Here is a 26,026-nt window from a genome sequence, read left to right as displayed (position 1 = left end):
AATTGGAATCGATGCGCCGAGTGGCGCGAAAACGCGGAGAGAGGTGAGGGGCCGGGCAATGGCACCCGGTGCCATTGCCCGGTGGGATGGGGTTATTGCTTGAGTTCGATGAACACTTCGACGTCCGGCCAGCGCTTGGCCACGGGCTGGATCGAGGGGCGGGCGATGACCTTGCAGAAGAGCTTGCTGTCGGTGGAGATGGATTCGAGATAGATGGGGGTGGTCAGGACCTCGTCGAGATTCTTCTCCTCTTTGGTGACTGGCACGGTGACCAGGACGGTTTCAGGCGAAACAGTGATCTTTTTGATTTTCAGATTGCCCGGGAGCTTGCCGATGATTTGGGGGATGATGGGCAGGTTTTTCTCCACCACCGTGGCCAGGGTCAGTTTCAGCTGCTGTGGCGAGGAGTCAAGCAGGGTGACGCCCTTGGGCAGATGCAGATTTTCGCTGGTGATGATGATGGTCTGGCTGCCCTTGGCCATCTTCGAGAGATCGATCTTAACGCTGGGCGGGTTGATCGCCAGGTTGTCGATGTCGGCTTTGGGGCCGGCGAGATGCAGCTTGACTTCGTTGGCCTTTTCGCCAACCAGGACCAAATCGTCGGCCGGCGAAGTGTAGTCGATGGACACCGGCAGCACCCGTTCGACCACTTCACGCTGGGCGACAATCAGCGTTGACCAGAACACCACGGCGATGATGAGGCTGGCGGCTACCTGCAGCAGGGTGCGCTTGCGAATGCGGGGGGCGCTGTCCCGACGAAAAAATCCCATCTCCTGCTGATGGTTGATGATTGCGGCGGTGATTTCCTCGGCATTGCGGACCGGCCGCATCTCGGCGTTGGTGAAGATGGACACCCGGCCTCGTTCCTCGGAAACCACCAGCACCAGGGCGTCGGTCTGTTCGGCCAGGCCCATGGCCGCATGATGGCGGGTACCGTATTCCTCGGACAGGCGGGTCGACTGCGACATCGGCAGCCGCACGCCAAACTGGGTCAGTTTGTTGCCCTCGATGATCACCGCGCCATCGTGGCCGGGGGAGTTGGGGTCGAAGATACTGAGGATCAACGGCAGGCTGGGCACGGCATTCAATTGGAAACCGCCTGAAATCTTGTCGGTGATCGGTTCCTTGCCGGGAAAGACGAGGATGGCGCCGCATCGTTCCTGCGCCAGCTTGATCAGGCTTTCGGCGATCAGGGTCTGGAGCAGGGTGTCCTGGTCTTTGATGCGGTGTTGCGGCACGGAAACCGCTTTTTCAAGAACCTTGCGCAATTCCGGCTGAAAAATGACGATCAAGCCGAGAACGGCCACGTGGCTGACGTTTTGGTAGATCCACTCGATTCCTTTCAGATTGAGGGCATTGGCAAGGATGAAGATCAGCAGGGCCAGCAGGATGCCGGCCATGATCTTCCAGGTGCCGAGGCGCAGCAGGGTGCGATAAAGAAAGAACAGACCGGCGCTGATCAACAGGATGTCGAGAATCGCGCGCCAGGAAAAAAATTCGTATGCCAGAGCAACGGACTGCCCCATGGATGACTTCCTTGTAGTGATTGATGCGAAAATGGTCGCTGCCGCTGTCCATGCGCAACTGGTCGCAGGCACATGATTGTTGTTTGGCGTTGCGGCGTGAACCGGCGATGTGTCCCCGGACCGGCTGTGACTGTAAGAATGATTATAACAAAAACCAACCTTGGAACGAAGATTATTTCCGCTGGCTTATCCGCCCTTCGGCAAGGAGTGGCCGTCTCCGCCCGTGGGCGGGAGGGGACGAGTGGTTGCCGGGGCTTCCCCGGCTTCGTGTGAGAAAGAGCTTGATTTTTCATGGTGCGTGGATAATATAAGCGGTTATTGAAAATTGAATTTCTTGAGGAGAAAATATCATGGCCCGTAATTGTGCAATTTGTGGCAAAGGTCCCTCGACCGGAAACAATGTCAGCCACGCCCATAACAAGACCCGCCGCCGCTGGATGCCCAACTTGCAGCGGGTACGGATGGTGACCGCCAACGGTGGTACCGTGCATGCCAACGTCTGCACCCGGTGCATCCGTTCCGGAGCTGTTGTCAAGCCTGCCTGAGCCTGCCATTTTTCCAGAAAAGGGTGAGTTGATCCGTTCATCTCGCCCTTTTTTCATGCGTGCTCGGCACAAGCAATGAATCGGTGTGCAGCGTGGAGTTGTCGATGAGCGAAGAAGAAATCCGTTTTTTACCCTACGAGGAGGCGGTCCGTCTGGTCGCCGCCATTCAGGAAGAAGAAGACATCGATGATCCCGATCATCGAATCCTCACCGTCTACAGCCACCAGGAAAAGGAGCTGTGCTGGTTTGACTTCGAGGAAGTGATGCGCGATGCCGGCGTCAAGGCCAGCGACCCCCAGGGCAAGGAAAAGGTGACCGAGTACATCATGCACCATTTGCCTGACTGGGTGCTGGACATCTGATCCCGTTTGCCGTCTTGCCCGCTCACAGCACACCGTCCGGCATCTCGGGCGGTTGCTCCCCACCCAGCACATATCCGCCGTCCATCCGCAGCACCGCTCCGGTCAGAAATTCAGCGTCCCGCACGAGAAAGAGCACGGTCTTGGCCACCTCCTCCGGGGTGCCTGTCCGGCGCAGCAAGGTGTGGTCGAGCAATGCCCGGCGTTGCGCGTCACTGAGCAGCGCCCATCCCCGCGTCCCCGGCCCGTGTCGTTGGTCGATCAGCCCCAGCATGATTTCGTTGACCCGGATGGTCGGCGCCCCGAGTCGCGCCCAGGTTTCGGTCAGGGAGGCAATCCCCCGGTTGGCGGCGGCGTAGCCGTCATTGAACAGCATCCCGGCCGGGCCGGATCGGCCGACCAGGCCGGCGATCGAGGAAAGATTGACCACCACCGCCTCCGGACTGCGGCGCAGCAGCGGCAGGGCCTGATTAAAGACCAGCCATTTGGCGTGCACGGTTGTTTCCATTTCCAGCTGCCACTGGTCGCGGTTGACCTCTCGATGATATCCGCCATGGAGCACCGGCATGCCGCCGCGTTCGATGTTGTTGACCAGGATGTCCAGGCCGCCCATCCGTTCGTCGATCGCGCGCATCAAAGCCGCCACTTCCTCCGGCTGGCGCAGATCGACCTGCATGGCCAGATTGCCGCCGGTTTCCTCGCCGAATTCCTTGGCCATGGCCAGCGCCGATTCCGGCCAGTCAAACCAGGGCAGGGCCAAGCGGACGCCGTGCGCGGCCAGCATCCGGGCGATGGCCAGGCCCACCCCGCGCGAAGCGCCGAGCACCAACGCCCTTTTCCCGGCAATATTCATCTTGTCCCCCTTCCGGATGCACACTATAGTTGTGAATTATTCTTGATTTTATCCACCAGAGCCGACGAAATCCATGATGCACCATATCCTTTCCCGAACAGGAACCGGTATCCTTTTTTTCCTGGCACTGTTTTTTCTCGCAGCCCCTGCACCCGTCATCTTCGGTGCCGATACGTCCCCCTCCGTTTCCTCAGCCTGTCTTTCCACGGGGTGGCCCCAGGACACCAGTGATCTCCAGCCTGACCCGGCCCTGGTGTTTGGCCGACTGGACAACGGGTTGCGATATGTGCTCATGGCCAACTCCGAGCCGAAGGACCGGGCCGCGCTGTACCTCAACGTCCAGTCGGGTTCGATCCATGAAACGGACAGCCAACGGGGCGTCGCCCACTTTCTGGAACACATGCTGTTCAACGGGACCACCCATTATCCCCCAGGAACCCTGGTCGAGTACCTGCAGGCCCAGGGCATGGGGTTTGGCGGCGATACCAACGCCCACACCGGCTTTGACGAAACCGTCTATAATCTGCTCCTGCCGGCCAGCGATGCCAAGGCCATGGCGGAGGGATTCAAGGTGCTCGCCGATTACGCCCGGGGGGCGCTGTTGCTGGAGCAGGAGGTGGAGCGGGAACGGGGGATTATTCTGGCGGAAAAACGCAGCCGAGATTCAGCCGCGTCCCGGGTATCGAAACAGCAGTTGCAGTTCGATTTTGCCGGCACCCTGGTGACGGCGCGCGATCCCATTGGCGAGGAAGAGGTGCTCAAGACCGCGAACAGCGCCCTGCTCCGCGCCTATTATGACCGCTGGTATCGACCGGAGAACATGATCGCCGTGGTGGTCGGCGATATCGATCTGCGGAAAACCGAGCAGCAGGTGCGCGCCGCTTTTGCCGGTCTGCGGGGCGTGGGAGAAGTCGGTTCCTGCCCGGAGTGGGGTATGGTGCGGGAAGAGGGCACCGACGTTCTGATTCTGCCCGAGCCGGAGCTGGGTTATACCGGCCTGGCCCTGACCACGGTGTTCAATACCGCGCCCGGCCCGGACACCCTGGTGTGGGAAATGGCGCAGCTGCGGCAATATGTCGCCGTAACCCTGCTGGCCAACCGGCTGGAGCAGCTGGAGCAGCGAGCTAACAGCCCCGTGGCCCAGCCCCGGGCGCATGCCGGCATCTTTCTTCGTCGTTTTGGCTTTGCCACCTTGGCGGCTCGCACCGAGGTCGGACGCTGGCAGGAGGGGCTGAGCCTGCTGCAAACGACCCTGGCCCAAGCTCTGCAGGACGGCTTTACCGAGGCGGAACTGGCGCGGGGCAAGCGCGAGGTCATGGCCCTGCTGGAAAAGGCGGTTCAGACCGCCCCCACCCGCGACAGCCGGGAGTTGGCCGAGGAGATCATCCGCAAACTCAACGACCACGAGGTCATTCTTTCCCCTGCCCAGGAGATGGCTCTTTACGGGCCAGCGCTGGAAAAGATGACCCTGAACGAGGTGAACGAGGCCTGGCGGCAACTGTGGAGCCGGCAGCGCAGGCTGGTGGAGGTGGTCGGCGTGGTGGCCCCGGAACTGGCCGCACCCCAGGGGGCGCAACAGGTTCGGGAGGTTTATCGCGCCCATGCCAACCAGCCTCCTGTCCCTTGGGTGGAAGAGGAACAGGCCTCCTTTCCCTATCTTGCCCCGCCCGCGACCTCCGGTAGGGTGATCGAGCACAATCGGCATGCGGACATCGGGGTCGAGACAGTGGTGCTTGCGGGCGGGGTGCGGCTCAATATCAAGCCCACCGATTTTCAGGCCCAGCAGGTGCTGTTGTCGGTGCAGTTCGGCCAAGGGAAGCAGGCGGAGCCGGCGGAAGGGTTGGCCATGATGGCCGAAGCGGTGATCAGGGAAAGCGGCATCGGCCGCTTGAACCGGGAACAACTGGCCAAGGCCCTGGCCGGGACCAATATCAATCTGGAGTTCAAGGTTGGCCCGGAGAGCTTTTCCTTTGTTGGCGGCGGGCTCAGCAAGGAACTTGAACGGTTGCTGCAGGTGCTCGCCCATCGCCTCCACGACCCGGCCTATCGTCCCGAGGCCTTTCGCCGCAGCCGGGAGAATCTGCGCCGGATGTACGATCAGCTGGCCGGCACGGTTGAGGGGGTGCAGCAAACCCAGGGCGAGCGCTTTCTTGCCGGGTCCAGCCCCGAATACGGTTTGGCGTCCTGGGAACAGATCGAGCGGGTTGAGCTGGCCCAGGTGCGTGATTGGCTGACGCCGGTGTTTGCCCAGGCGCCGCTGGAGATCAACGTGGTCGGCGATATCGACCCGCAAGAAGTCGTGCGTTTGGTCAGCCGCTATTTCGGTGCCGAGCAGCGCCAGCCAGGGGCGGCTGCGCCGGCGAAGCCCATCGTTTTCCCTGCCGGACAGGAACGGCTCTTGCCCGTGGCCAGCAGCATTGATCGGGCCCTGCTCACCGTTGCCTGGAAAACCGATGATTTTTGGGATATCGACCGCACCCGCCGTCTCAACCTGTTGGCTGCGGTGTTGGACGATCGGTTGCGGGTCAAGATCCGCGAGGAGCTGGGCGCCACCTACTCGCCCCGGGTGGTCAGCATGCCCAGCCGCGGGCATGCGGGCTTTGGGCTGCTGCAGAGCAGTCTGATCGTTGCCCCGGACCAAGCCGCTTCCCTGGCCACGGTGATCCGGGAGGTTGCCGCCAGTCTCGGCGTGCAAGGAGTGAGTGAGGATGAACTGCGTCGGGCCCTGGAGCCGACTCTGACCTCGATCAAGGATATCAAGCGCAACAATCGCTACTGGATGGAATCGGTGCTCACCCTGTCCAGCCGGCATCCGCAGCAGCTCACGTGGCCGCTGTCGATCAGCGAAGGCTTTGCCGCCATCAAGGCGGAGGAGTTGACCGGCCTGGCCCGTCGGTATCTCGATCCGAAGCAGGCGGCCACGGTGATCGTCAGTCCGAAAAACGGCCGATAGCCGGGCACTCCGCCGGGAGTGAGCGGTCGGCCGCCGGGATTTAGAGATTATCCGGCCAGCCAGACGGCGATGTTTTCGGCCTGCTTGAGGGTTTTTTCGGAAATGCCCTTGAGCTGCCCCTTGGCCAGATCCCGCCGTCGACGGCCGATGACGATGGTCCCGCAGCTGTACTGTTTGGCCTGCTTGAGCAGATCGCTGCTCACGTCGAGGTGCATCTGCGCCGGCAGCTGGGTGATGCGGTGACGGGCGAAGCCGTTGTCGACCAGCAGCTGGGCATGGGCGTAGAAAAGGAAGTTGTCCAGGTCGAGATACTGGTCGCACCAGGCCTTGCCCCATTGGGGGTGAAACTCCTCGGCCCTGGCCGCCGGCTGCTTGCCGAACACCGAATTGGAATGGTAGAGGCAGATCTCGGCGCTTGGATGGTCCTTGAGCATGAAGGCCAGATGGTCGGCCGCCATCAGCGAGGCGGGGTGACTATGCACGGCGAGCAGAAAGCGGGAGGCGCCGACACTGCCGTCGACGATCCACAGCGGCACCCGATGGCATCGTTCAATCAGATCGCTCGAGGTGCTGCCGAAAAACATGTTGCCCACCGCCCCCAGGCCACGGCGACCGACGAGCAGGCTGTCGTAGTTGCCGCGCTCGGCCTCCTCGCGAATGGCGCCACTGACGCTTGCCGCGGTCTTGACCCGCGTTTGGATCCGTTCCTGGGCAAAGCCGCTGCGGATCAATCGTTCCTCCGCCTCCTTGAGATGCCTGCGGGCGAGCGCGGTGCGTTTATCCGCACCCGGCGCCTGGGCGCGGAGCGGATCGACCTCAAGCATCCATTCCTTGCCCGCGGCGCCCGCAGACACCACGCTGAGCAGGTGAATGGAGAGACCGCGATCCGCTGCGAACAATCGGGCCAGGTAGTCGAGGCTATTGGAGCTGTACACGGAACCGTCGATCGCCACGAGAATGGTTCTTTCCATCTGAATCTCCTTGGTCGCTGTTCGATCCCCTGCCGCCCGCCGGCAAGAGTGGTGGGTAATTTTGTTTACGCGGTTACAAAGTAATACACCAGGGCAACAAAGGCTATGCTCAACGCCCGGAAACTCTGGCTGAACAGAATCAGTTCCGCGGCCAGCACCGGCTTGAAGATCCCGGCATAATAGGGATACTGGTGGCGGATGGCCCGGATCGGCGAGGAGAGCACGTTGCCGATCAGCAGCACGAGCACGATCTCGCGCGCGCTCATCGAACCGCTGGCCAAAAGCGACCCGGCCGCGGCCAGGCCGGCGGTGAACTCGGCGGCCATCTGAAAGGTGAGGATGGACAGGGCCTGGGGGGACAGCCACGCCATCCAAGCAAGATGCTGTCCCATGAACCGTTCGGCGGCGGCAAAGAAACCGGCCTCGCTGAGGAAATAGAACAGGATGTAGATCGGCACCGTGTAACTGACGATCTTGCGGATGCGCCGCTTGAACCGTTTCAGGGTATTGCGCAGGGCGGCGCGGAAGGGATGGGCCGGGTCCGGCGGCAGCTGCATGGCCTGGGCCTCACTGTTGGCCGCCGGCAGCAGCAGCCGGCTCACCAGGGCGATGAACAGGGTGCGTAGCACGGCGGCAGAGACGGTCAGGCCGATATAGATGAAGGCGGCGCCCTTGATAATCGGGGCGGCAATGAAGAATGTTGTCGGCAGATGGAGAAAATTACTGGGCAGGCTGTTGAACAGGTTTGCCAGGATCAGTTCCTTGCGGCTCAACTGTTTGCTGTCGTATCCCTCGGCCAGCATGGTGTTGGCGGCCATGCCGGAAAAGAAGCACATCGAAAAGGAGGCCCCGGTCAGCGGCGAGAGATGGCCGAAGCGGGTCAGCGGCCGGGCGACGATGGCCAGTTTGCGGGTCCAGTTGAGCGATTCGATGAACAGGGCCGCGAGCAGGCCAATGGCCAGGTAGAGCAACAGGCGCAGCAGCGGCCAGCCAAGATGGTGCCAGAGGTGGAGCAGGGTTGCTTCGGTGATCATGGGACGGATGCAAGGCGGATCGTTGAGAGTGCGGGTACCCCGGCCGGGCCGGAAACACGGTGCGGCTGTCAGGATATCCTTTCATGAGGCGGCACTATAAACCAGATCGACAAGAGAGCAAGAGGACACTGTGCAACGGGTCATCACAACCGAGAAAATTCCCTTGATGCTCTGGCTGGCGGAGCTGGACGCGGACGCCCTGGAGCAGGCGCGGCACCTGGCCAATCTTCCCTGCGCCTTCCATCATGTGGCCATCATGGCCGATGCCCATGTGGGGTACGGCATGCCCATCGGCGGGGTACTGGCGACCATCGGCGCCGTCATTCCCAACGCGGTGGGGGTTGACATCGGCTGCGGCATGCGGGCCGTGCGCACCGGGTTGAGCGACATCGATCCGCCGGAGCTGAAGAAAATCCTGGCCGGCCTGCGCCAGGCCATCCCGCTTGGATTCAAGCATCACGACAAACCGCGGCCGGTGGCCTCCTTGCCCGATCCGGGTGACCTGGAGCGGGAGATGCCGGTGGTGGCCGAGGAGTTTGCCAGCGCTCGCTGCCAGATCGGCACCTTGGGCGGCGGCAATCACTTCATCGAGATCCAACGGGGCCGTGATCAGCGCATTTGGCTGATGGTCCATTCCGGCAGCAGGAACATCGGCTACAAGGTGGCCGGCCAGTACAATACCCTGGCCATCCGACTGGCAAAAACCAAGGGCCAGGAGGCCATTCCCAGCCAGTGGCAGCTGGCGGCCCTGCCGCTGGCCTCGGCCGAGGGGCAACGCTACCTGCGCGAGATGGAATACTGCGTGGCCTTTGCCCGTGCCAACCGGCGGGAGATGATGAACGCCTTCCAGGAAATCGTGGCCGAGATCACCGGTTGCGACCAGTTTGAGCCGCCCGTGGATGTGGCCCACAACTATGCGGCCCGCGAGACGCATTTCGGCCGGGAGGTCTGGGTGCACCGCAAGGGGGCTACCCGCGCCTTTGCCGGGGAGTACGGCATCATTCCCGGTTCCCAGGGCAGCCGCAGCTATATCGTTCGCGGCCTGGGCAACCCGCAGTCGTTCATGTCCTGTTCCCATGGCGCCGGCCGGGTGTTGGGCCGCAAGGAGGCCCAGCGGGTGCTCAACCTGCGCGAGGAAATCGACAAGCTCAATGCCCGTCATATCCTCCACTCGCTCCGCCATCGCAGCGATCTCGAAGAGGCGCCCGGAGCCTACAAGGACATCAACGTGGTGATCGCCAGCCAGGCTGATTTGATCGAGGTGGTCACCGAACTTGAGCCGCTGGCGGTGCTCAAGGGCTGATCCGCACCTTCTAGCGAAACCGGAGCGCCGACAACGGCACCAGACTGTGGGCATAGAGGCCCCTGGGGTCGGCCGCAGGCAGGAGGAAGTCGAACTGTTCCTGGGCCGTGCGCCGCAGGGAAACGGGCAGCGCCGCCGAGCCGGTCAGACGGGCGAGCAGGGCCTCGATCGGCTGCTCCACCCGTTTGAAGCGTTCGAGGTAATTGTCCGGCGTCAGCTCGATGAACAAGCCGTTTTCTTCCGGAACCTTGGCCAGCTTGGCGGCCTCGGCGATAGCTTCCTCCAGATTGCCCAGCTTGTCCACCAGTCCGAGCTTGAGCGCGGTCGTCCCATCCCACACCCGTCCTTCGGCGATTTTCTCCACCTGCTCCGGACGCATTTTCCGTCCTTGGGCGACGATGTCGATGAACCGGCGGTAGCCCTGCATCACCTCCATGTGCAGGGCGGTTTCTTCCTCGGGGCTCATGGTCGTGGCCGGGTTGCCGAAGTGGGCGATATCGGTGGTGCCCACCCCGTCGCCGTGGATGCCCAGGTTGGCCAGGGTTTTCTCCACCGTGGGCACGGCCCCGAAGATGCCGATCGAGCCGGTGAGGGTGGTCGGCGCGGCCACGATCAGGTCGGCATCGGCCGCCAGCCAGTAGCCGCCCGAGGCGGCCATGGCCCCCATGGACACCACCACGATTTTTCCTTCTTTTTTTGCCTGCGCCAGCTCCTGGCGGATCAGTTCCGAGGCAAGGGCGCTGCCGCCGCCGGTGGTGATACGCAAGACGATGGCCTTGATTCGCTGATCCTGCCGAGCCTTGCGGATACGCTTGATCAGGTCGTCGGCACCGATCTGGCCAACCGCCCCCTCGCCGGGCAGGATGTTGCCCGAGGCGGCGATGATGCCGATCAGCTCTTTCTTTCCCTTGGTGTCGACATAGGAGGAGGGGAAGGTCTGCAGATAATCGCTGAGGGCGATATGGCGGAAACTCTTTGCATCGGCCGAAACCCCGATGTGCTCCTTGAGCAGTTGTTCCAGTTCCTGATGGCTCTTCAGGCCGTCCACCAGGCCTGTGGCCACGGCCAGACGGCCACGGTCACCGCCCACCGAGGCCAGCTGCGTGACCATCTGGTTGACGTTGTCGACGAACACCTCGGCGTCGAGTTTGCGGTGCCGAACGATATCGTCGCGATAGACCTGCCACAGGTTGCCCAGCCACAAGCTGTTGGCTTCCCTGTCTTCCGGGGACATGTCGTTGCGGAGAAACGGCTCCACCGCCGATTTGAAGGTGCCGACGCGGAACACGTGCATGTTGATCGCCAGTTTGTCGAGCATCTCCCGCAGGTAGAGCCGGAACACGGAAAAGCCGCGGATGTCGACCGCTCCCATGGGATGGAGATAGATTTTGTCGGCCCAGGAAGCCAGATAGTATTGGGCCTGGTTGAAGCTGTCGCCCAAGGCGATCACCTCCTTGCCCGTCTTCTTGAACGCCTCCACCGCGGTCCCGATGGCCCGCAGCTGGTCAAGGCTGGCGCCGCCCATGCGATTGGTGTTGATGACCAGCATTTTGATGCGGGCGTCCCCACTGGCCGCGTTCACCCCATCAAGGATGTCCTGGAGAAAGGTATCCTTTTCAAGGGGTGTTCCGGACAGATGCCCCAGTATCCTGGTCATGGGATCCATGGGCGAACGCTCTTCGACAATATCTCCTGCCGGGGACACCACCAGGGCGCAAGCCGCCGGCACGTCGATCTTGGGTGTGTAGAAAGCCACGGTCAGAATCGCCAGGACAAGGGCCAGGAAAAGAAGGTTGGACAGTACAGACAACCCGGAGCTGAGGAATTTCCAGAGCCAGAACAGGGGCATAAAGAGGATGCGGAACAATTGTTTCATGGAAAACTCCCAATAAAAAGTCATGGCCCGTGAACCAGGCACAAGGGCGGAGCCGCCGCGAGCAGCCTTTTCGGGCGGGTGGTTGTCGCGCCAGGGGGGCCCAGGGGAAGGGGGGATCCGTCACGCAGCCTTATACCACGAACGTCCGGCCGAGGAAACGGGGCTTTCCTCCCGTTGAAGGCGGAAGACCGGAAGGTCGCCGGGTGGCCCGCCAGTGGCCCGTTGCGCGGCGCGATTATTTTTGAGAATACATCGAGGAGTGGGGCGGGGCCATTTCCGTTTTCAGGGCTTGGGCGAGTTCGTAAAGGGAATACGGTTTTTTGACGAACTGGCTGATGCCCAGGTTCATGGCCCGATTGATCTCCTCGGCGTTGGAATAGCCGCTGGTGATGATGGCCTTTTGTCCCGGGACGTGACGGAGAATCTGTTCGTAGGTTTCACAGCCGTTGATTCCCGGATCCATGAGCATGTCGAGGATGACCAGGTCAACGGGCGTTTTTTTTATGTATTCGACGGCTTCTTCGCCCGAGGGCACGGTCAGCGGCTGGTAGCCGAGTCGGGAGAGGAGCCGGCTGGCTATTTCCCGCTGGCTCTTCTGGTCATCGACCACCAGCACCCGTTCGCCATTGCCCTGGTACTGGCTGATCACCGGGGTTGGCTGGGTTGGCTTGTAGGCGCCGAACTTGCTGACCGGAAAATAGAGGGAAAAGGTTGAACCGGTGGTGCTGCTGATCACGTCGATAAACCCGCCGTGATCGTGGATCGTGTTCCACACCACCGCCAGGCCGAGGCCGGTGCCGCTGCGGCCCATGACCTTCTTGCTGTAAAAGGGGCTGAAAATCTGCCGCATATCCTGGGGCGAGATGCCGGGGCCGTCATCTTCCACCGAAATCATCACATATTCGCCCGGCTCAATGGTTTCATAGCCGTGATGGGGGGCGGTGAGTTGCACGTTCTTCGTGGCCAGGATGATTTGTCCCCGGGCCTGAATCGCCTCGGCGGCGTTGTTGACCAGGTTCATGATCGACTTGGTCAGATGCATGGTCGAACAACTGATGTTGTGCAGCGCGCTTTCCAGATAGGGAGTCACCTTGATCTGTGGATAGCGTTGACTGATTTCCCTGAATTCCACCGAATTGAGGTAGCCGGTGATCAGATCGTTGACGTTCTGCACTTCTTTCTTGCAGGTCGCCCCCCGGGCCACGGTCAGCAGATCGTTGACCACCGCCGCCGCTCGTTTGCCCGCTTCCCGGATCATCAGCAGTTCTTCGCGGTATTTGAACTCCTCGCCCAGGTCCATGAGCAGCAACTCCGGATAGGTGACGATCCCGGCCAGGATGTTGTTGAGATCATGGGCCACGGAACTGGCCATGAGGCCAAGTGATTCCATCCGCTGGGCATCGGCCAGTTTTTCCATGAGCGAGGTCTTCTGCTTGAGGGCAATCTCACTGTCGGTGACGTCGCGAATGGCGGCCACTTGTACCTGGCGGCCTTGGTAGTCTATGTGCTTGACCCTGAATTCCACCGGAAACGTGGTGCCGTCCTTTTTCACCCCGCGCGCCTCGAATGGGCCGATGGTTTCCGGGTCGGCGGGGAATTCCAAGGCACGGATGGTGTTGCGGTCCAAGAGAACATCAAAGATCTGCTTGCCCAGCAGTTCGGTTTCCGCGTATCCAAACATCTTGCACAATTGGCTGTTGGTTTGCAGCAAGGTGCCCCGATCGTAGATGATGATCCCTTCCCAGGTGGCTTGGGCCAATTGGCGGAACCGTTTCTCGCTGTTGTGCAGATCCATGGTGAGCCGCTTGTGCTGGATGCCTCTGGCCAAGGTCTGCAGCAGGCGGTCCGGGGCGCAGGGCTTGCGCAGATAATCATAGACCCCTTGGCGAAGCGATTCTACCGCACTGTCGACGGTGGCGTTGCCGGTGAGAATGATGACCGCTGTTTCGGGATGTTCCTTGCCGATCCGGGAGGCGATCAGGTTGCCACTGATATCGGGCAGATTGATGTCGACCAGGGCGGCCGAAAAGGCATGCTGCCGCAATAGATGGAAGGCCGATTCACCGGAATAAGCCACATGCACTTGATATCCTTCCGCTTTGAGCAAAACTTCCAGGCTGGTGCTGAAACGGGGTTCATCGTCGATGATGAGAACGGTGTGCATGGTCTGCATGGCTTCAGTCTGTGGAGAAGAGGGGGCGCGCGAAAATGGGCATGACGATGGAAGGGAGTGGCTGTTTGTGCGCAAAGGCTGCCCGGTCGAATGTATGGGTTGTTCAATCGTCTCTATTTTTAAATGGCCCTGGAAAAAAAGTCAATTGCGCAACCGTGACAAGGAATTCACGCCGAGAGCTGCAGGGTGAAGACCGTGGTTCCCGGAACGGACGCGCAGGAGAGCGATCCGCCCATCCGGCGCGCCAGCTGGTCGGCAATCGCCAGTCCCAGACCGCTGTGCCGCCCGTTCTTGGTCGAGACCCCGGCTTGAAAGAGGGAGTCCCGAATCGCCGGCGCAACCCCCGGTCCGTTATCGGTGACGGTGATGAGCACATTCTTGTGCGCACGCTTGGTGTGCACGGTGATCATTCCTCCGGGCGAAACCGCATCCAGGGCGTTGCCCAGCAGGTTTTGCATGATCTGGCGGAGGGAACGGGAATCAGCCATGGGGGAGAGCTGTTCGTCCAGGGGGGTGAAGGTGAGGCGCACCTGTTTGTCCTCTGGCAGGGCGGCCCGGAACAGGTCGAGAATTTCCTCAAGCAACCGGTGAAGGTCCAGCGGTTCGAGGTGCATTGCCTCGGATTCCCGCGCCAAATTCTGCAAGCCTGTGGTGATGTGGGCGATCCGTTCCAGTTCGCCGTCGATAATCGCCACCTCGGCGTCAATCGATTGGCCCTGCCTGTTTTTGCCTGCCAGGATGTGAAGATAATTACGGAGAATGGCCAGCGGGTTGTTGATTTCGTGGGCAATGTTGCGGGCCACCAGGGTCGCGGCCTGCAACCGTTCGGCCGCGATCTGTTCCGCCCGGGCCGCGTGCATGCGATCCAGATGCAGGGCGGCGGCCGCATGGTCGGCCAGCAGCCGCACGGAGGTGGCCTGGGCAAGCAGGAGCCGCTGCGTCCGCCGCTCCAGGCCAACGAGCAGCAGCCCTTCGATTTTGCCGTGGTGGATCAGGGGAATGGCCGCCAATCCTTCCGTCCCCAGCAGGCGTCGCAGATGGGCATCAAAGAGGTGATCTTGGGTCGAGGATTCGTGCGTGCCGGAGAAGGCGTGGAGCATGCGCCGTTCCTCAAGCGCCCGGGCCGGCAGGCTGCCGGCATGGTCCTGGGGGACAAAGGCGAGTCGCTCCGCCTCCCCGGTGAGGGACGCGTCCGTCGGGACATGGGCGCGCAGCTGGCCGGTGGCGGTATCGGTCAGCAGGAGCAGGCAGCGCCTCTCGTCGAGGAGCAGGAGGATTCCCTGCTCGACCGCGCGGACGATCCGTTCCCGGTCCTCGGCCCGCAACAGGTTGTCGAGCAGGCCGCAGAGCTGGGAAACGTCCCGGACCCGGTTGATCAGGGTCCGCGAGGCGTCTTTGTGCGCCTCCTTGACTTCGTCGGGGCGCGGATCGGACGAGTGGCCGGCGTCTCGGGGAATGCGGATCCCCATGTGGGTGGCGATCTGCTCGACCTGCTCATCCAGTCCATCGAACACCGTCGCCACCTGCGCCGCTGTCAGGCCAAGAAGCTGATGGGCCGCTTCCAGGCCATCCGTTGCGGTGGGATCGCCATGGCTGAGCAGGTCGGCAAGGCTGGTGATTCTGACCAAGGGCAAGGCCTGGCGAACCGCCTCGATCGGGTGGTGATGGTAGCGGATAGCGTCGGTGAGCAAGGTGGGCAACCGCCACTGTTCGCCCAGCCAGGCTCCGGCCTGGCAGTGGTTGACGTGCAATTTTTCCTCCTCGAGAAAAGCGAGACGGGCATTGACGCAACGGACCCCCTTGAGCAACAGGGGCGCATAGCTTCCGGGAAAGGCCATCCACAGCAGCAGTTTGCCGATGTCGTGCAGAAGACCCGCCAGATAGGCCTCGGAAGGTTCGGGATAGTCGATGGTCGTGGCGATCTTTCTGGACAGCAGGGCATTCTGGTACGAGTGGTGCCAGAAGCGGTCAAGGGTGAGGGGACCGTTTTTTTCCCCCCGGCGAAAGACCTGCTGTACGGAGATCGAAATGGCCAGATTCCTGACAGCGTCGATGCCCAGGTAGACCACCGCCTGTTCCACGCTGGTGATCGTCCTGCGGGGGCCGATGAACGCCGAATTGACCAGTTGCAGGATCTTGGCGCTGATCGCGGCATCTTTGTCGATGATGTCGGCGATGGCCTGAAACGGGATATCGGGGGTGTGGCAGCTGTCGATCAGCTGCACCAGTGCCTGCGGCATGCTGGGCAACTGGCCGGAAAGATTGAGAGAGGCAAGAACCGAATCCGGAGTGTTCATTGTTGACCAGCACCAAGAGGAAAAAAAACAGCAAACGATCGATGGAAGAGTTTATAGCAAAGCCCGGAGGAAAAATCCAGCGGCTGGCGACAAGGCGCCGGTCGATCGGCAGTGGCGCTCTCTGGCACGGTGGCGACAAGACGCGAACACAATTGACTTGACCCGTTGGGGCCCGGTTCGGTAGGGTCAGGACAACAGGTGTTCATGATTGGCTTTTTTCAAGGAGGTGCGTTTGTGCAGGTAAACGGACAGGCCTATCGATCCATTTGGCTGGCGGCCGATGGGGTGGGCGTTGAAATCATTGATCAGACCCGCTTGCCCTTTCATTTTCACATCGTTCGCCTGGAGAGTGTGGAGCAGGCAATGACCGCCATTCGCGACATGCTGGTTCGTGGCGCGCCGTTGATCGGGGCCACCGCCGCCTATGGCCTCTGCCTCGGCCTGCGCCAGCACGCCACCACCGAGGCTGTGGAGAACATGGCCGCTCAGTTGATCGCCTGCCGGCCGACGGCGATCAATCTTCGCTGGGCGGTGGAACGGATGCTGCGACTGCTGCTGCCCTTGCCGCCGGAACAGCGATTGGCCGCGGCCTACCACGAAGCCGGGCGGATCTGCGCGGAAGACGTGGCTACCAACGAGGCCATCGGCCGTCACGGTGCCACCTTGATTGCGGCGATCCATCGCAACAAGAAAGAGGGGCAGCCGGTCAACATCCTCACCCACTGCAACGCCGGCTGGCTGGCCACCGTCGATTGGGGCACTGCCCTAGCACCCGTCTACAAGGCGGTGGAGTTGGGCATCCCGGTGCATGTCTGGGTCGATGAAACCCGGCCGCGCAATCAGGGTGCCTCGCTTACCGCCTGGGAATTGGTGGCCGCGCATATTCCCCATCACCTGATCGTCGACAATGCCGGCGGTCATCTCATGCAGCATGGCCAGGTGGATTGCTGCATTGTCGGCACCGACCGGACCACGGCCAGCGGCGACGTGTGTAACAAAATCGGCACCTATCTCAAGGCGTTGGCCGCCCGGGACAACGGTGTGCCTTTCTATGTGGCCCTGCCCGGATCCACCGTTGACTGGACGGTGAGTGACGGCGTGGCCGAGATTCCCATCGAGGAACGGGGCGAGGAAGAGGTGTTGCAATTGCAGGGACGGGACGAGGCGGGCACGGTGCACACAGTGGCCATCGCTCCCGTGGCCACGCCGGCAGTCAATCCGGCCTTTGATGTTACCCCGGCCCGGTTGGTGACCGGCCTGATCACCGAGCGGGGCATCTGTGCGGCCAGCCGAAGCGGCCTGCTCGGCCTCTATCCGGAGCAGGGGCAATGAGCGGTCTCGGTCTGCGCGCGCAACTGCTGGCCACGGCCCGGGCCATGAACAGCCAGGGGTTGAACCAGGGGACCTCGGGCAATGTCAGCGTCCGCGACGGCAGCGGTTTGCTCATCACGCCCTCAGCCCTACCTTATGACCGGTGCGGGGAAGACGATCTGGTGTGGATGGACGGGGAGGGCAAAGTCGAGGGCCGGCGCAAACCGTCGTCGGAATGGCGGATGCATGCCGCTATCTATCGCTACTACCCCCAGGCGGGTGCTGTGCTCCATGCCCACAGCCTCTACTGCACCACCCTGGCCTGTCTGGAGCGGCCGATTCCGGCCTTTCACTACATGGTGGCCATGGCCGGCGGCGATTCCATCCGTTGCGCGCCCTACGCCACCTTCGGCACGCAAGCGCTGTCCGACGCGGCGATCGCGGCCCTGGAGGACCGATCTGCGGCCCTGCTCGGTCATCATGGCATGATCTGCCTTGCCGCCGATCTCGACCACGTACTGGCCTTGGCCATCGAGGTGGAAACGTTGGCGCGGATGTATCTCCAGGCCCTGCAGGTGGCCGAGCCACCGCTCCTGCCAAGGGCGGAGATGGCCGAGGTCCTGCGCCGCTTCGCCGATTACAAGGCTTGATCCGAGTGTCCTGTCAAAGGTAGAGCAGGGTGCCGATCTGATACACCGCCACGGCCATCAGGTAGGCGAACAGGGTGTTGAAGGTCATGGAAAAAACGGCCCACTTCCATGAGCCGGCCTCCTTGGCGATGCAGATCACGGTCACGAAGCAGGGGGCGTAAAACATGATGAACACCATCACCGCCAGGGCGACCACCGGATTCCAGTTGGGATCCTTGGCCAGACGGTCGCTGAGCGAGGTCGACTTTTCGGGATCGACTTCCCCCAGGGAATAGGCGGTGCCCAGGGTGGAGATGATCACCTCCTTGGCGGCAAATCCACCGATCAGGGCGATATTGGTCCGCCAGTCGATGCCCGCGTGGCGGCTGACGCTTTCCAGGGCAATGCCGATCCGACCGCCAAGTGAGTGGCGCAGCCCCTCCATCGCCTGGTCCGCGTCGATCCTGCGCAACGCCTCGGCGAGTGCCTCCTGGTCGGCGGTGAGCGAGGACGTCTGTACGTGTTGCCGCTGCTGTTCATAGTGGGCTGTCCGTGCGTCGGGCAGGCCGGGATAGGTCATCATCGCCCAGATGAGGACGGAGATGCCGAGAATGACGGTGCCGGCCTTTTTCATGTATTGCCAGGTTCGCTCCCAGGTGTGGATCAGCAGTCCCTTGAGGGTGGGAAAGCGATAGGGCGGCAGTTCCATGACAAAGGGGGTCGAGGCGCCGCGGAGCACGGTCATGCGCAACAGCTTGGCCGCGCACAGGGCCACGACCCAGGCCGCCACGGTGGCCAGAAACATGTAGCGGGCTTGGTGGGCGGAGAAAAAGGCGCCGATCAGCAAGGTCAGCACCGGCAGTTTGGCGCCGCAGTTCATGAATGGCACGGTCAGCAGGGTGGCCAATCGTTCCTTGGGCGAACGCAGGGTGCGGGTGGCCATGACTCCGGGCACGGCGCAGCCGCCGGCGATGCCGCCGGAAACGATGAACGGCATGACCGAGGAGCCGTGCAGGCCAAAGGCGTGAAAGATGCGGTCCATCATAAAGGCGACCCGGGCCAGGTAGCCGGAATCCTCCAGCACAGCGATGCCAAAGAACATGAACATGATGATCGGCACGAAGCCGAGCACCCCGCCGACCCCGTCGACCACGCCGGAGATGATCATTGATTTGACCGGCCCATCGGGCAGCAGGGAGTCGATTCCCTGGTTGATCAGGGTGAAGAAGCTGGCCAGCCAATCGACCAGTACCGTGCTGTAGCTGAACGTGAAGGTATAGAGGCCAAACAGGACTGCGGCCATGATCAGTGGCCCAAGGATGCGGTGGGTGACGATCTTGTCGATCTTGTCCGAGGCGTACAGCCGATCGGCAACGAATTTGCGCGCCACCACCCCCTGATGGATGATCGATTTGATGTAGCCGTAGCGGTGGTCGGCGATCACCGCCTCCGGGTAGACGCCAAGGGTGTGCTGGAGGTGGTCAGCCACTTCCTCGCAGCGGGCAACGAGGCGCTGCGCCGTCTCCGGATGGACGGCCTGGGCCTTGTGCACGATCTGATCGTCGTTTTCCAGCAGCTTCACCCCCAGCCACCGTGGCGGATAGATGGCGGTCAGTTCGGTGCAGGCCTCGATATCGGGCATCATGGCCGCGAGGGTTTCGTCGATATCCGAGCCGTAGCGGAGGAAGACCGGCTGCGGCCGGGTGGACGAGGCGGCCGTGGCCAGCACTGCGTCCAACAACTGATCCACACCTTTTCCGCTGCGGGCGACGATCGGAATCACCGGCACCCCGAGGCGGTGGCCCAGCTCCTGGGCATTGATGGTAATGCCTCGCTTTTCGGCCACATCGACCATGTTGAGGGCAATGACCAGCGGTACCCCCAACTCCAGGAACTGACAACTGAGATACAGGTTGCGTTCCAGGTTGGAGGCGTCGACCACATCGACCACCACATCGGGCTTTTCGTTGATGATGAAATCCCGCGCCACCAATTCTTCCACCGAGTAGGCCGTCAGCGAATAGGTGCCGGGCAGATCGACCACCCGCAGTCCCTGGCCCTGGTGCAGACAGCAGCCTTCTTTCTGCTCGACCGTCACGCCGGGATAGTTGCCGACATGCTGACGGGCGCCGGTCAGGTGGTTGAACAAGGTGGTTTTACCGGCGTTGGGATTGCCGGCCAGGGCGATGGTCAGCTGGTTGTTCATAGGCTTTTCTGTCGGGTAAGGATGAGCGGTGAACCGGAATGGGGGCAAAGAGGGTGGGGTATTCGATCAACGACGCACCTGGCCGATGCCGGATGTGCGGCGGGCGGCGTGCTGTTTTCTCATGGCCGATGGAGGGGGAGTGTGGTGATGGGCTTCGAATCGCCAGCACCGCTGCCGCACCCTGAACACCCGCATCCGCAGGCAATGCTTTGCCGCTGACGCACGCGCCGCACAAAAGCCCACAAGCGCCGGCCGATAAAGACAGCCGCGCAGCATACAACCGCGATCACGATCAGATTTTGCATCTTCCTTTACCTCCAGCGAGTTTGTCTGGTTCCTTTTCCGACTATCACGATCCGTCTGCCGATCAGACGGGGGCCACCAGAATATTGGTCGCGGTAAGAGCATCGAGGCTGATGGTCCCGCCGTTCACCTTGACCATGCATTGCTGGCCGCCTCCCTTGCACAGCAATTCGAGCTCGCAACCTGGCAACACCCCGAGGTTGGCCATCTTGGCGCAGGTCTTCCGGTCACCGTTGATGGCACACACCCGCAGGCGCTTGTGGCAGCAGATCTCAGGCAAGGGCGTTCCCCCATGGGCCATCCGGTTGCCGCACCGTTTGCGGTGATGGCATTGGGTCGGAACATCGTTGAGCACAATGCAGGAGCTATCGCTTTGATTCTTGGGCATAGAGAGTACACGTCTTTCCGGTTGAAAGGAAACGGTGCGCCCTTGGCGGGGCAGATGCACAAGGCTAGAAAAGTGTTTTGCCCGCCAAATTCGCTTGGACACACATGAATTGTTAGTTATTCCAAACAATGGCTACTGTCAACAGCTTTGCCAAGGGGCGAGCCTGATCATCGATGTTTTTTTTGGGGGGAGCGCAGGTGGGGAGGCAGAGAAGGAACAGGGGAATGCGTGGCAACGGTCGGCAGAAGAAGATCGGTGGGCCCTCCTGGGGCGGAAACAGGTCCCGCCCCAGGAGGGAGACTCAGGAGGCGACCTCCACTTCAATGTAATCGGCCTCGTTGTTGCGCAGGGTCAGGGTCCCGCCCATGACCCGCAGGGCTACCGGGTCGTTCAGGGGGGCGCGCTGTTTGACCGTGATTTCGGTGCCCGGCACCAGGCCCATTTCGCGGATACGGCGGCCGAGTTCCCCGCCGACCTTGACACTGACAATGGTGCCGCTCTGGTTGATCGCCATGTTGCGTAGGTTGATGATCGCCATGGGGTACTCCTAAGCGGATTCGTTGAGTTTGGCCCAGCTGTCGCGCAGGGTGACGATCCGGTTGAACACCGGTCTGTCCGGACGGCTCGCCCCATTATCGAGGCAGAAGTACCCCTGTCGCTCGAACTGGAAGCGATCCTCAATGGTGGCTTGGGCCAACCCCGGTTCCAGCATGCACTCGCTCAGCAGCGTGAGGGAGTGTGGGTTGAGAAACTCTTTGAAATTTCGTTCCTTGTCCGCATCCGGGTACTCGGCGGTGAACAGCCGGTCATAAAGCCGCACCTCGGCCCGCAGGGCATGGGGGGCCGATACCCAATGGATGGTGCCCTTGACCTTGCGGCCGTCGGGAGCGGTGCCGCCACGGCTGTCCGGATCATAGGTGCAACGCAGTTCCACCACCTCGCCCCGCTCGTTCTTGATCACCTCCTGGCAGGTGATCAGATAGGCATAGCGGAGCCGTACCTCGCGACCGACGCTGAGGCGGAAGAATTTCTTTGGCGCATCCTCCATGAAGTCCGACCGCTCGATGTAGATCTCGCGGGAAAACGGCACCCGCCGCTCGCCCATGGCCGGATTCTGGGGATGATTCTGGGCCACCACCTCCTCGGTTTCGCCTTCGGGATAGTTGGTGAGCACGATCTTGAGTGGATCGAGCACCCCAAAGACACGGCGGGCATGTTCGTTGAGGTCGTCGCGGACCGCATTCTCCAGCACCCCCATGTCGATCCACGATTCCCGCTTGCCGATGCCGATGGTGGCGCAAAAATTGCGGATCGAGGCCGGGGTATAGCCCCGGCGTCGCAGGCCGGAGATGGTCAGCATGCGCGGATCATCCCAACCGGAGACATGGCCTTCGGTGACCAACTGCAGCAACTTGCGTTTGCTGGTCACGGTGTAATTGATGTTGAGGCGGGCAAACTCGATTTGCCGCGGGTGGTTGGGGGTTTGCAGGGTATCGAGCACCCAGTCGTACAGGGCGCGATTGTTTTCGAACTCCAGGGTGCAGAGGCTGTGGGTGATCCCTTCCAGCATGTCGGACAGGCAGTGGGTGAAATCGTACATCGGGTAGATGCACCATTTGTCGCCGGTCCGATGGTGGTGGGATTTGAGAATGCGATAGAGCACCGGATCGCGCATGACGATGTTGGGCGAGGCCATGTCGATCTTGGCCCGGAGCACGCAGGTGCCCTCGTCGAACTCGCCGGCCCGCATCCGGGCAAAAAGATCGAGATTCTCCGCCACCGATCGGTTGCGGTACGGGCTCTCCTTGCCCGGTTCGGTCAGGGTGCCGCGGTATGCGCGGATCTCGTCGCTGCTGAGGTGGCAGACGTAGGCTTTGCCCATCCCGATCAGTTGGACGGCAAAGTCGTGCAGCTGGTCGAAGTAATCCGAGGCGTAGTAGCGGTGCTCGCCCCAGTCGAACCCCAGCCAGCGCACATCCCGCTGGATCGATTCGACATATTCGGTCGATTCCTTGTCCGGGTTGGTGTCGTCGAAGCGCAGATGGCAGGTGGCGTTGTTCTCCACCGCGACCCCGAAGTTGAGGCAGATCGACTTGGCGTGGCCGATGTGGAGAAAGCCATTGGGTTCGGGCGGAAAACGGGTGACAATGGTCCGGTGTTTGCCGGAGGCGAGGTCCTCGGCGATGATCTGGCGGATGAAATCGAGCGGCTTGCCGGAGGTTTCTTTCTCTGTGGTCATGGCTGTCCTTCGGTGTACTAGCATTAGGCGGCGGCAAACAGGTGATCGACATGACTGAGGCGGGCCACCACCTTTTCCCTGCCTAGGGTGATGACGATGTCAAACATCGACGGACCGGCCAGCTGTCCGGTGAGCACCGTGCGCATGGCGTTGATCAGGGTGCCCGGCTTGACGGCCAATTCCTCGGCCAGTTCGCGGCTGACTCGCTCGGTGGCCTCGGCGTTGAAGTCCTCCAGTTGGGCGAAACGCTCCGCCAACTGCGGCAGCCACGTCACCAGTTCCGGGAACTTGAGCACGTTCTTGGCCAGCGGCTTGGGATCGATGTTGTACTGGTCGGAGAAATAGGCCCGGCCGGCGGTGGTGAAATCCTTGAGCGTGTGGAAGCGGTCGCGGATCAAGCCGAGGGTCGCCAGATACCAGTCGCGACGGCTGGTGGCATAGGCCGGGTTCCACAGCCCTTCGGCCTCCAGTTCCTTGCGCACCATTTCGCCGAGCGTTTCCAGATCCATGGTGCGCAGGTAGTGCTCGTTGATGGCTATCAGCTTGGGATCGGTAAAGAATTTGGGATCGCCCGGTTTATAGTTGAACACCGAGTTGACCCGGCTCATGCGTGAGAGGCTGAAGGCCTGGATCAGTTCCTCGCGGGAGAAGAATTCCTGGTCCGTGCCCGGGTTCCAGCCAAGCAGACAGAGGAAGTTGCACACCGCCCAAGGGATGAAGCCCCGGTCACGGTAAAACTGGACCGCCACGACCTCGCCGTGGCTGCGCTTGGAGATCTTCCGTTTCTGCAGGTCCAGGGTGAGCGGCATGTGGGCGAATACCGGCAGCTTGGCGCCCAGGGCCTCGTAGAGCAGCACCTGGCGGGTGGTGTTGGTCATGTGGTCCTGGCCGCGGATGATGTGGGTGATGCGGTCGCGGATGTCGTCGACCACGTTGCACAGCAGGTAGAGCGGCTTGCCGTTGGAGCGGACGATGACGAAATCCTCGATCTCGCTGTAAGCGCGTTCGATGCGTCCCAACACCTCGTCGTCGTAATAAAGCGTGCCCGGCCGTTCAGGGACCTTGAAACGGATTGTCGCCGGGATGTCCTGTGCTTCCTTTGCTTGGATTTCCTCGGCGGTGAGGTGGCGGCAGGTGCCGTCGTAGCCGACATCGCGTTGTTTTGCGGCCATGGCCGCTTCACGCTTCTGTTCCAGTTCTTCCTTGGTGCAGAAGCATTTGTAGGCGTGGCCGGAGGTCAGCAGCCGGTTGGCGGCGGCAATGTGGTCGGCGGCGAATTCGGTCTGGAAGTAGGGTCCCTCGTCCCAATCGATGCCCAGCCATTGCAGACCGTCGATAATGCCGTCGATCGACGCCTGGGTGGATCGTTCTTCGTCGGTATCCTCGATGCGCAGGATCAGTTTGCCATTGTGTTGCTTGGCAAAAAGCCAATTGAACAACGCCGTTCTCGCGCCTCCAATGTGCAGGTAGCCAGTGGGGCTGGGGGGAAAGCGAACGCGTACCTCTTCCATGATAACTCCTGTGATGAATCGTGTCCTGTTGCTTCGGCGCTTCTGGACGTGAAATCTCAACTATATAGCGCCGAACCGGTTTCTCTTCAACAAGAAGCTGAGCCGTCAGGGTGTCAAGAGAGCTCGCCCGTGCAAGGGCGACGGCTGATCAAGGGGCTACTTTCACCTTGTAGGCAGGGGGCAATGCCGGTATATTCCCGCAACTGTCTGAGTTGCAACGGTACTGGCCATTATGGTGGCGACCGCAGCCAGGGAGGAAATTGAACTGATGCAGAGTGAAGCGATATGACAGAAAATCTCTCGAGTTGCGACGAATGTCCAGAGGGCCGGGTACGCGATGCCTCAGGCCGGTGCGTGATGCCGGAGGTGACGTTTGCCTCGTTTATTCTCTCGTTGAACACCTCCGCCCTCTATCACATGGGAGAACTGCCGCATCCGGAAACCGGGCAGCGGATTGTCGACCGTGAGCTGGCCAAGCATACCATCGACACCTTGGCCCTGCTGGCCTACAAGACCCAGGGGAATCTCGACCCCGATGAAAATGAATTGCTCACCCGCATTCTCTACGAGTTGAAGATACGATTCGTCAAGTTATCCTGAATTTCTTCGTTCGATTGAGATGATGCAGCGGGAGCAACTCCTTCTCCGGGCGCCGGCAAAGGTCAATCTTTATCTCAAAGTGATCGGGCGGCGAGCCGACGGCTATCATTTGCTGGACACGTTGATGCAGAAGGTCGGCCTTTATGACGAAATAGAAGTGCAGGCCTGCGCCGAGGGCATCCATCTGCACTGTGTTAACGGCACCCTTCCGGAAAACAGGGACAATATCGTTTACCGAGCGGCGGAACTGTTTTTGCGGGAAACCCAAGGGCGACGAAAAGGGGATGCCAATGGGGTGCGCGTGTCGCTGACCAAGAGGATTCCGGTGGCGGCGGGCCTGGGTGGTGGCAGCAGCGATGCGGCGGCGACCCTCAATGGATTGAATGAACTGTATCAATGCGGTTGTTCCGGCGCGGAGTTGGCCGCCATGGGGCTCCGCCTGGGTGCGGATGTGCCCTTTTTTCTTGCCACTGCCCCGGCGGCAATCGCCACCGGTATTGGGGAGCAGCTGCATCCCGTCCCGCCGCTGAAGGGATGTAGCCTTGTTCTGGTCAATCCCGGTATTCCGGTTTCGACCCGCTGGGTGTATCAGAATTTTGCGTTGACAGTGGATAAAATTGGGAGTAACCTAAAAAATTCGCAGGAAGATATTGATCGGTCCTTCACCCCTCGCGAGCCCCTTCTGCCGGAATCATGGGCAGCGCGATCGTGCAACGATCTCGAACGGGTCACGCTCGCCCGACACCCGCAAATCGAACAGATCAAGGCGGGGTTGGTCGAAAGCGGGGCGGTCGGAGCGTTGATGTCTGGATCAGGGCCGACGGTCTTTGGTGTATTCAGTAATCGGCAGCAGGCGGAAGTCGGCTTCATTCGTTTCAAGAGCCGGTTTGTGTACACCTACCTGGTAGATCCTGTTGAGGAAGAATGAGTACCACTGTCCGCTCAGTGT

General features: G+C 61.4%; 20 protein-coding genes. 8 read left to right on the top strand and 12 right to left on the bottom strand.

Annotated elements, in window-relative coordinates; all coding sequences use genetic code 11:
* Positions 1-92 precede the first annotated feature (92 nt).
* Positions 93-1,526 carry a diadenylate cyclase gene (locus DESPR_RS12540; protein WP_015725167.1) on the bottom strand — a complete coding sequence of 478 codons (1,434 nt, stop codon included), beginning with the start codon at positions 1,524-1,526 and terminating at the stop codon, positions 93-95.
* A 350-nt stretch (positions 1,527-1,876) separates the two neighbouring features.
* On the opposite strand from DESPR_RS12540, the gene rpmB reads away from it, so the two are divergent.
* Positions 1,877-2,071 carry a 50S ribosomal protein L28 gene (gene rpmB / locus DESPR_RS12535; RefSeq protein WP_015725166.1) on the top strand — a complete coding sequence of 65 codons (195 nt, stop codon included), beginning with the start codon at positions 1,877-1,879 and terminating at the stop codon, positions 2,069-2,071.
* Between the two features lie 104 nt (positions 2,072-2,175).
* The gene (locus DESPR_RS12530; RefSeq protein WP_015725165.1) at positions 2,176-2,433 is read left to right on the top strand and encodes a hypothetical protein; all 258 of its coding nucleotides are present in this window, start codon (positions 2,176-2,178) and stop codon (positions 2,431-2,433) included.
* Between the two features lie 22 nt (positions 2,434-2,455).
* Here the strand turns inward: DESPR_RS12530 and DESPR_RS12525 are convergent, their stop codons facing one another.
* Entirely contained in the window at positions 2,456-3,283 is an 828-nt protein-coding gene (locus DESPR_RS12525) for an SDR family NAD(P)-dependent oxidoreductase (protein WP_015725164.1), read from the bottom strand.
* 73 nt (positions 3,284-3,356) lie between these two features.
* Between DESPR_RS12525 and DESPR_RS12520 the strand changes: the two genes are divergently transcribed.
* A complete protein-coding gene (locus tag DESPR_RS12520; protein ID WP_015725163.1) occupies positions 3,357-6,236 on the top strand; it encodes a M16 family metallopeptidase in 2,880 nt (959 codons plus the stop codon).
* A gap of 47 nt (positions 6,237-6,283) precedes the next feature.
* On the opposite strand, the gene DESPR_RS12515 is transcribed toward DESPR_RS12520, so the two are convergent.
* Together DESPR_RS12515 and DESPR_RS12510 are read right to left on the bottom strand one after the other, a co-directional pair.
* Complete coding sequence (locus DESPR_RS12515; RefSeq protein WP_015725162.1) at positions 6,284-7,207, bottom strand: universal stress protein; 924 nt, start codon at positions 7,205-7,207, stop codon at positions 6,284-6,286.
* A gap of 65 nt (positions 7,208-7,272) precedes the next feature.
* Complete coding sequence (locus DESPR_RS12510) at positions 7,273-8,241, bottom strand: membrane protein (protein ID WP_015725161.1); 969 nt, start codon at positions 8,239-8,241, stop codon at positions 7,273-7,275.
* Between the two features lie 130 nt (positions 8,242-8,371).
* Here DESPR_RS12510 and DESPR_RS12505 point away from each other — a divergent pair, with 130 nt between their 5' ends.
* A complete protein-coding gene (locus tag DESPR_RS12505; RefSeq protein ID WP_015725160.1) occupies positions 8,372-9,544 on the top strand; it encodes an RtcB family protein in 1,173 nt (390 codons plus the stop codon).
* Positions 9,545-9,554: 10 nt separating this feature from the next.
* Here the strand turns inward: DESPR_RS12505 and sppA are convergent, their stop codons facing one another.
* The 3 genes from sppA to DESPR_RS12490 form a co-directional block, all read right to left on the bottom strand.
* Positions 9,555-11,420 carry a signal peptide peptidase SppA gene (sppA, locus tag DESPR_RS12500; protein WP_015725159.1) on the bottom strand — a complete coding sequence of 622 codons (1,866 nt, stop codon included), beginning with the start codon at positions 11,418-11,420 and terminating at the stop codon, positions 9,555-9,557.
* 235 nt (positions 11,421-11,655) lie between these two features.
* Positions 11,656-13,584: a hybrid sensor histidine kinase/response regulator gene (locus tag DESPR_RS12495; RefSeq protein WP_169701609.1), complete on the bottom strand. Its 1,929-nt coding sequence runs from the start codon at positions 13,582-13,584 to the stop codon at positions 11,656-11,658.
* A gap of 176 nt (positions 13,585-13,760) precedes the next feature.
* Positions 13,761-15,890: an HDOD domain-containing protein gene (locus DESPR_RS12490; protein ID WP_015725157.1), complete on the bottom strand. Its 2,130-nt coding sequence runs from the start codon at positions 15,888-15,890 to the stop codon at positions 13,761-13,763.
* A gap of 234 nt (positions 15,891-16,124) precedes the next feature.
* Between DESPR_RS12490 and mtnA the strand changes: the two genes are divergently transcribed.
* Positions 16,125-17,222 carry an S-methyl-5-thioribose-1-phosphate isomerase gene (mtnA, locus tag DESPR_RS12485; protein ID WP_015725156.1) on the top strand — a complete coding sequence of 366 codons (1,098 nt, stop codon included), beginning with the start codon at positions 16,125-16,127 and terminating at the stop codon, positions 17,220-17,222.
* Complete coding sequence (locus tag DESPR_RS12480) at positions 17,219-17,851, top strand: class II aldolase/adducin family protein (RefSeq protein WP_015725155.1); 633 nt, start codon at positions 17,219-17,221, stop codon at positions 17,849-17,851. The genes mtnA and DESPR_RS12480 overlap by 4 nt, the downstream gene beginning before the upstream one ends.
* Positions 17,852-17,864: 13 nt before the next feature.
* Here the strand turns inward: DESPR_RS12480 and feoB are convergent, their stop codons facing one another.
* From feoB to gltX, 5 genes are all read right to left on the bottom strand, one after another.
* A complete protein-coding gene (gene feoB / locus DESPR_RS12475; protein WP_015725154.1) occupies positions 17,865-20,036 on the bottom strand; it encodes a ferrous iron transport protein B in 2,172 nt (723 codons plus the stop codon).
* A 367-nt stretch (positions 20,037-20,403) separates the two neighbouring features.
* Entirely contained in the window at positions 20,404-20,727 is a 324-nt protein-coding gene (locus DESPR_RS12470; protein ID WP_015725153.1) for a FeoA family protein, read from the bottom strand.
* 301 nt (positions 20,728-21,028) lie between these two features.
* Positions 21,029-21,265, bottom strand: a complete 237-nt coding sequence (locus DESPR_RS12465) for a FeoA family protein (RefSeq protein ID WP_015725152.1) — start codon at positions 21,263-21,265, stop codon at positions 21,029-21,031.
* 9 nt (positions 21,266-21,274) lie between these two features.
* Positions 21,275-22,966: a glutamine--tRNA ligase/YqeY domain fusion protein gene (locus DESPR_RS12460; protein WP_015725151.1), complete on the bottom strand. Its 1,692-nt coding sequence runs from the start codon at positions 22,964-22,966 to the stop codon at positions 21,275-21,277.
* Between the two features lie 23 nt (positions 22,967-22,989).
* On the bottom strand, positions 22,990-24,477 hold the full coding sequence (gltX, locus tag DESPR_RS12455; protein WP_015725150.1) for a glutamate--tRNA ligase: 1,488 nt from the start codon (positions 24,475-24,477) through the stop codon (positions 22,990-22,992).
* Positions 24,478-24,762: 285 nt separating this feature from the next.
* Between gltX and DESPR_RS12450 the strand changes: the two genes are divergently transcribed.
* Together DESPR_RS12450 and ispE are read left to right on the top strand one after the other, a co-directional pair.
* Entirely contained in the window at positions 24,763-25,077 is a 315-nt protein-coding gene (locus DESPR_RS12450) for a DUF1844 domain-containing protein (protein ID WP_015725149.1), read from the top strand.
* Between the two features lie 19 nt (positions 25,078-25,096).
* The gene (gene ispE / locus DESPR_RS12445) at positions 25,097-26,005 is read left to right on the top strand and encodes a 4-(cytidine 5'-diphospho)-2-C-methyl-D-erythritol kinase (protein ID WP_081458031.1); all 909 of its coding nucleotides are present in this window, start codon (positions 25,097-25,099) and stop codon (positions 26,003-26,005) included.
* The last annotated feature ends 21 nt before the right edge of the window (positions 26,006-26,026 follow it).

The organism is Desulfobulbus propionicus DSM 2032 (assembly GCF_000186885.1).
Lineage (GTDB): Bacteria > Desulfobacterota > Desulfobulbia > Desulfobulbales > Desulfobulbaceae > Desulfobulbus > Desulfobulbus propionicus.
Note: the sequence above shows the minus strand (reverse complement) of the source record. Positions and strands in the feature narration are given on the sequence as shown.

Coding starts and splice junctions, on each gene's coding strand:
- ispE (WP_081458031.1), top strand. CDS start 25,097: ATGATGCAGCGGGAGCAACTCCTTCTCCGGGCGCCGGCAAAGGTCAAT.
- DESPR_RS12470 (WP_015725153.1), bottom strand. CDS start 20,727: ATGCCCAAGAATCAAAGCGATAGCTCCTGCATTGTGCTCAACGATGTT.
- DESPR_RS12515 (WP_015725162.1), bottom strand. CDS start 7,207: ATGGAAAGAACCATTCTCGTGGCGATCGACGGTTCCGTGTACAGCTCC.
- DESPR_RS12450 (WP_015725149.1), top strand. CDS start 24,763: ATGACAGAAAATCTCTCGAGTTGCGACGAATGTCCAGAGGGCCGGGTA.
- DESPR_RS12530 (WP_015725165.1), top strand. CDS start 2,176: ATGAGCGAAGAAGAAATCCGTTTTTTACCCTACGAGGAGGCGGTCCGT.
- DESPR_RS12480 (WP_015725155.1), top strand. CDS start 17,219: ATGAGCGGTCTCGGTCTGCGCGCGCAACTGCTGGCCACGGCCCGGGCC.
- DESPR_RS12460 (WP_015725151.1), bottom strand. CDS start 22,966: ATGACCACAGAGAAAGAAACCTCCGGCAAGCCGCTCGATTTCATCCGC.
- DESPR_RS12490 (WP_015725157.1), bottom strand. CDS start 15,890: ATGAACACTCCGGATTCGGTTCTTGCCTCTCTCAATCTTTCCGGCCAG.
- DESPR_RS12540 (WP_015725167.1), bottom strand. CDS start 1,526: ATGGGGCAGTCCGTTGCTCTGGCATACGAATTTTTTTCCTGGCGCGCG.
- gltX (WP_015725150.1), bottom strand. CDS start 24,477: ATGGAAGAGGTACGCGTTCGCTTTCCCCCCAGCCCCACTGGCTACCTG.
- DESPR_RS12520 (WP_015725163.1), top strand. CDS start 3,357: ATGATGCACCATATCCTTTCCCGAACAGGAACCGGTATCCTTTTTTTC.
- DESPR_RS12465 (WP_015725152.1), bottom strand. CDS start 21,265: ATGGCGATCATCAACCTACGCAACATGGCGATCAACCAGAGCGGCACC.
- DESPR_RS12510 (WP_015725161.1), bottom strand. CDS start 8,241: ATGATCACCGAAGCAACCCTGCTCCACCTCTGGCACCATCTTGGCTGG.
- DESPR_RS12525 (WP_015725164.1), bottom strand. CDS start 3,283: ATGAATATTGCCGGGAAAAGGGCGTTGGTGCTCGGCGCTTCGCGCGGG.
- rpmB (WP_015725166.1), top strand. CDS start 1,877: ATGGCCCGTAATTGTGCAATTTGTGGCAAAGGTCCCTCGACCGGAAAC.
- DESPR_RS12495 (WP_169701609.1), bottom strand. CDS start 13,584: ATGCACACCGTTCTCATCATCGACGATGAACCCCGTTTCAGCACCAGC.
- feoB (WP_015725154.1), bottom strand. CDS start 20,036: ATGAACAACCAGCTGACCATCGCCCTGGCCGGCAATCCCAACGCCGGT.
- sppA (WP_015725159.1), bottom strand. CDS start 11,420: ATGAAACAATTGTTCCGCATCCTCTTTATGCCCCTGTTCTGGCTCTGG.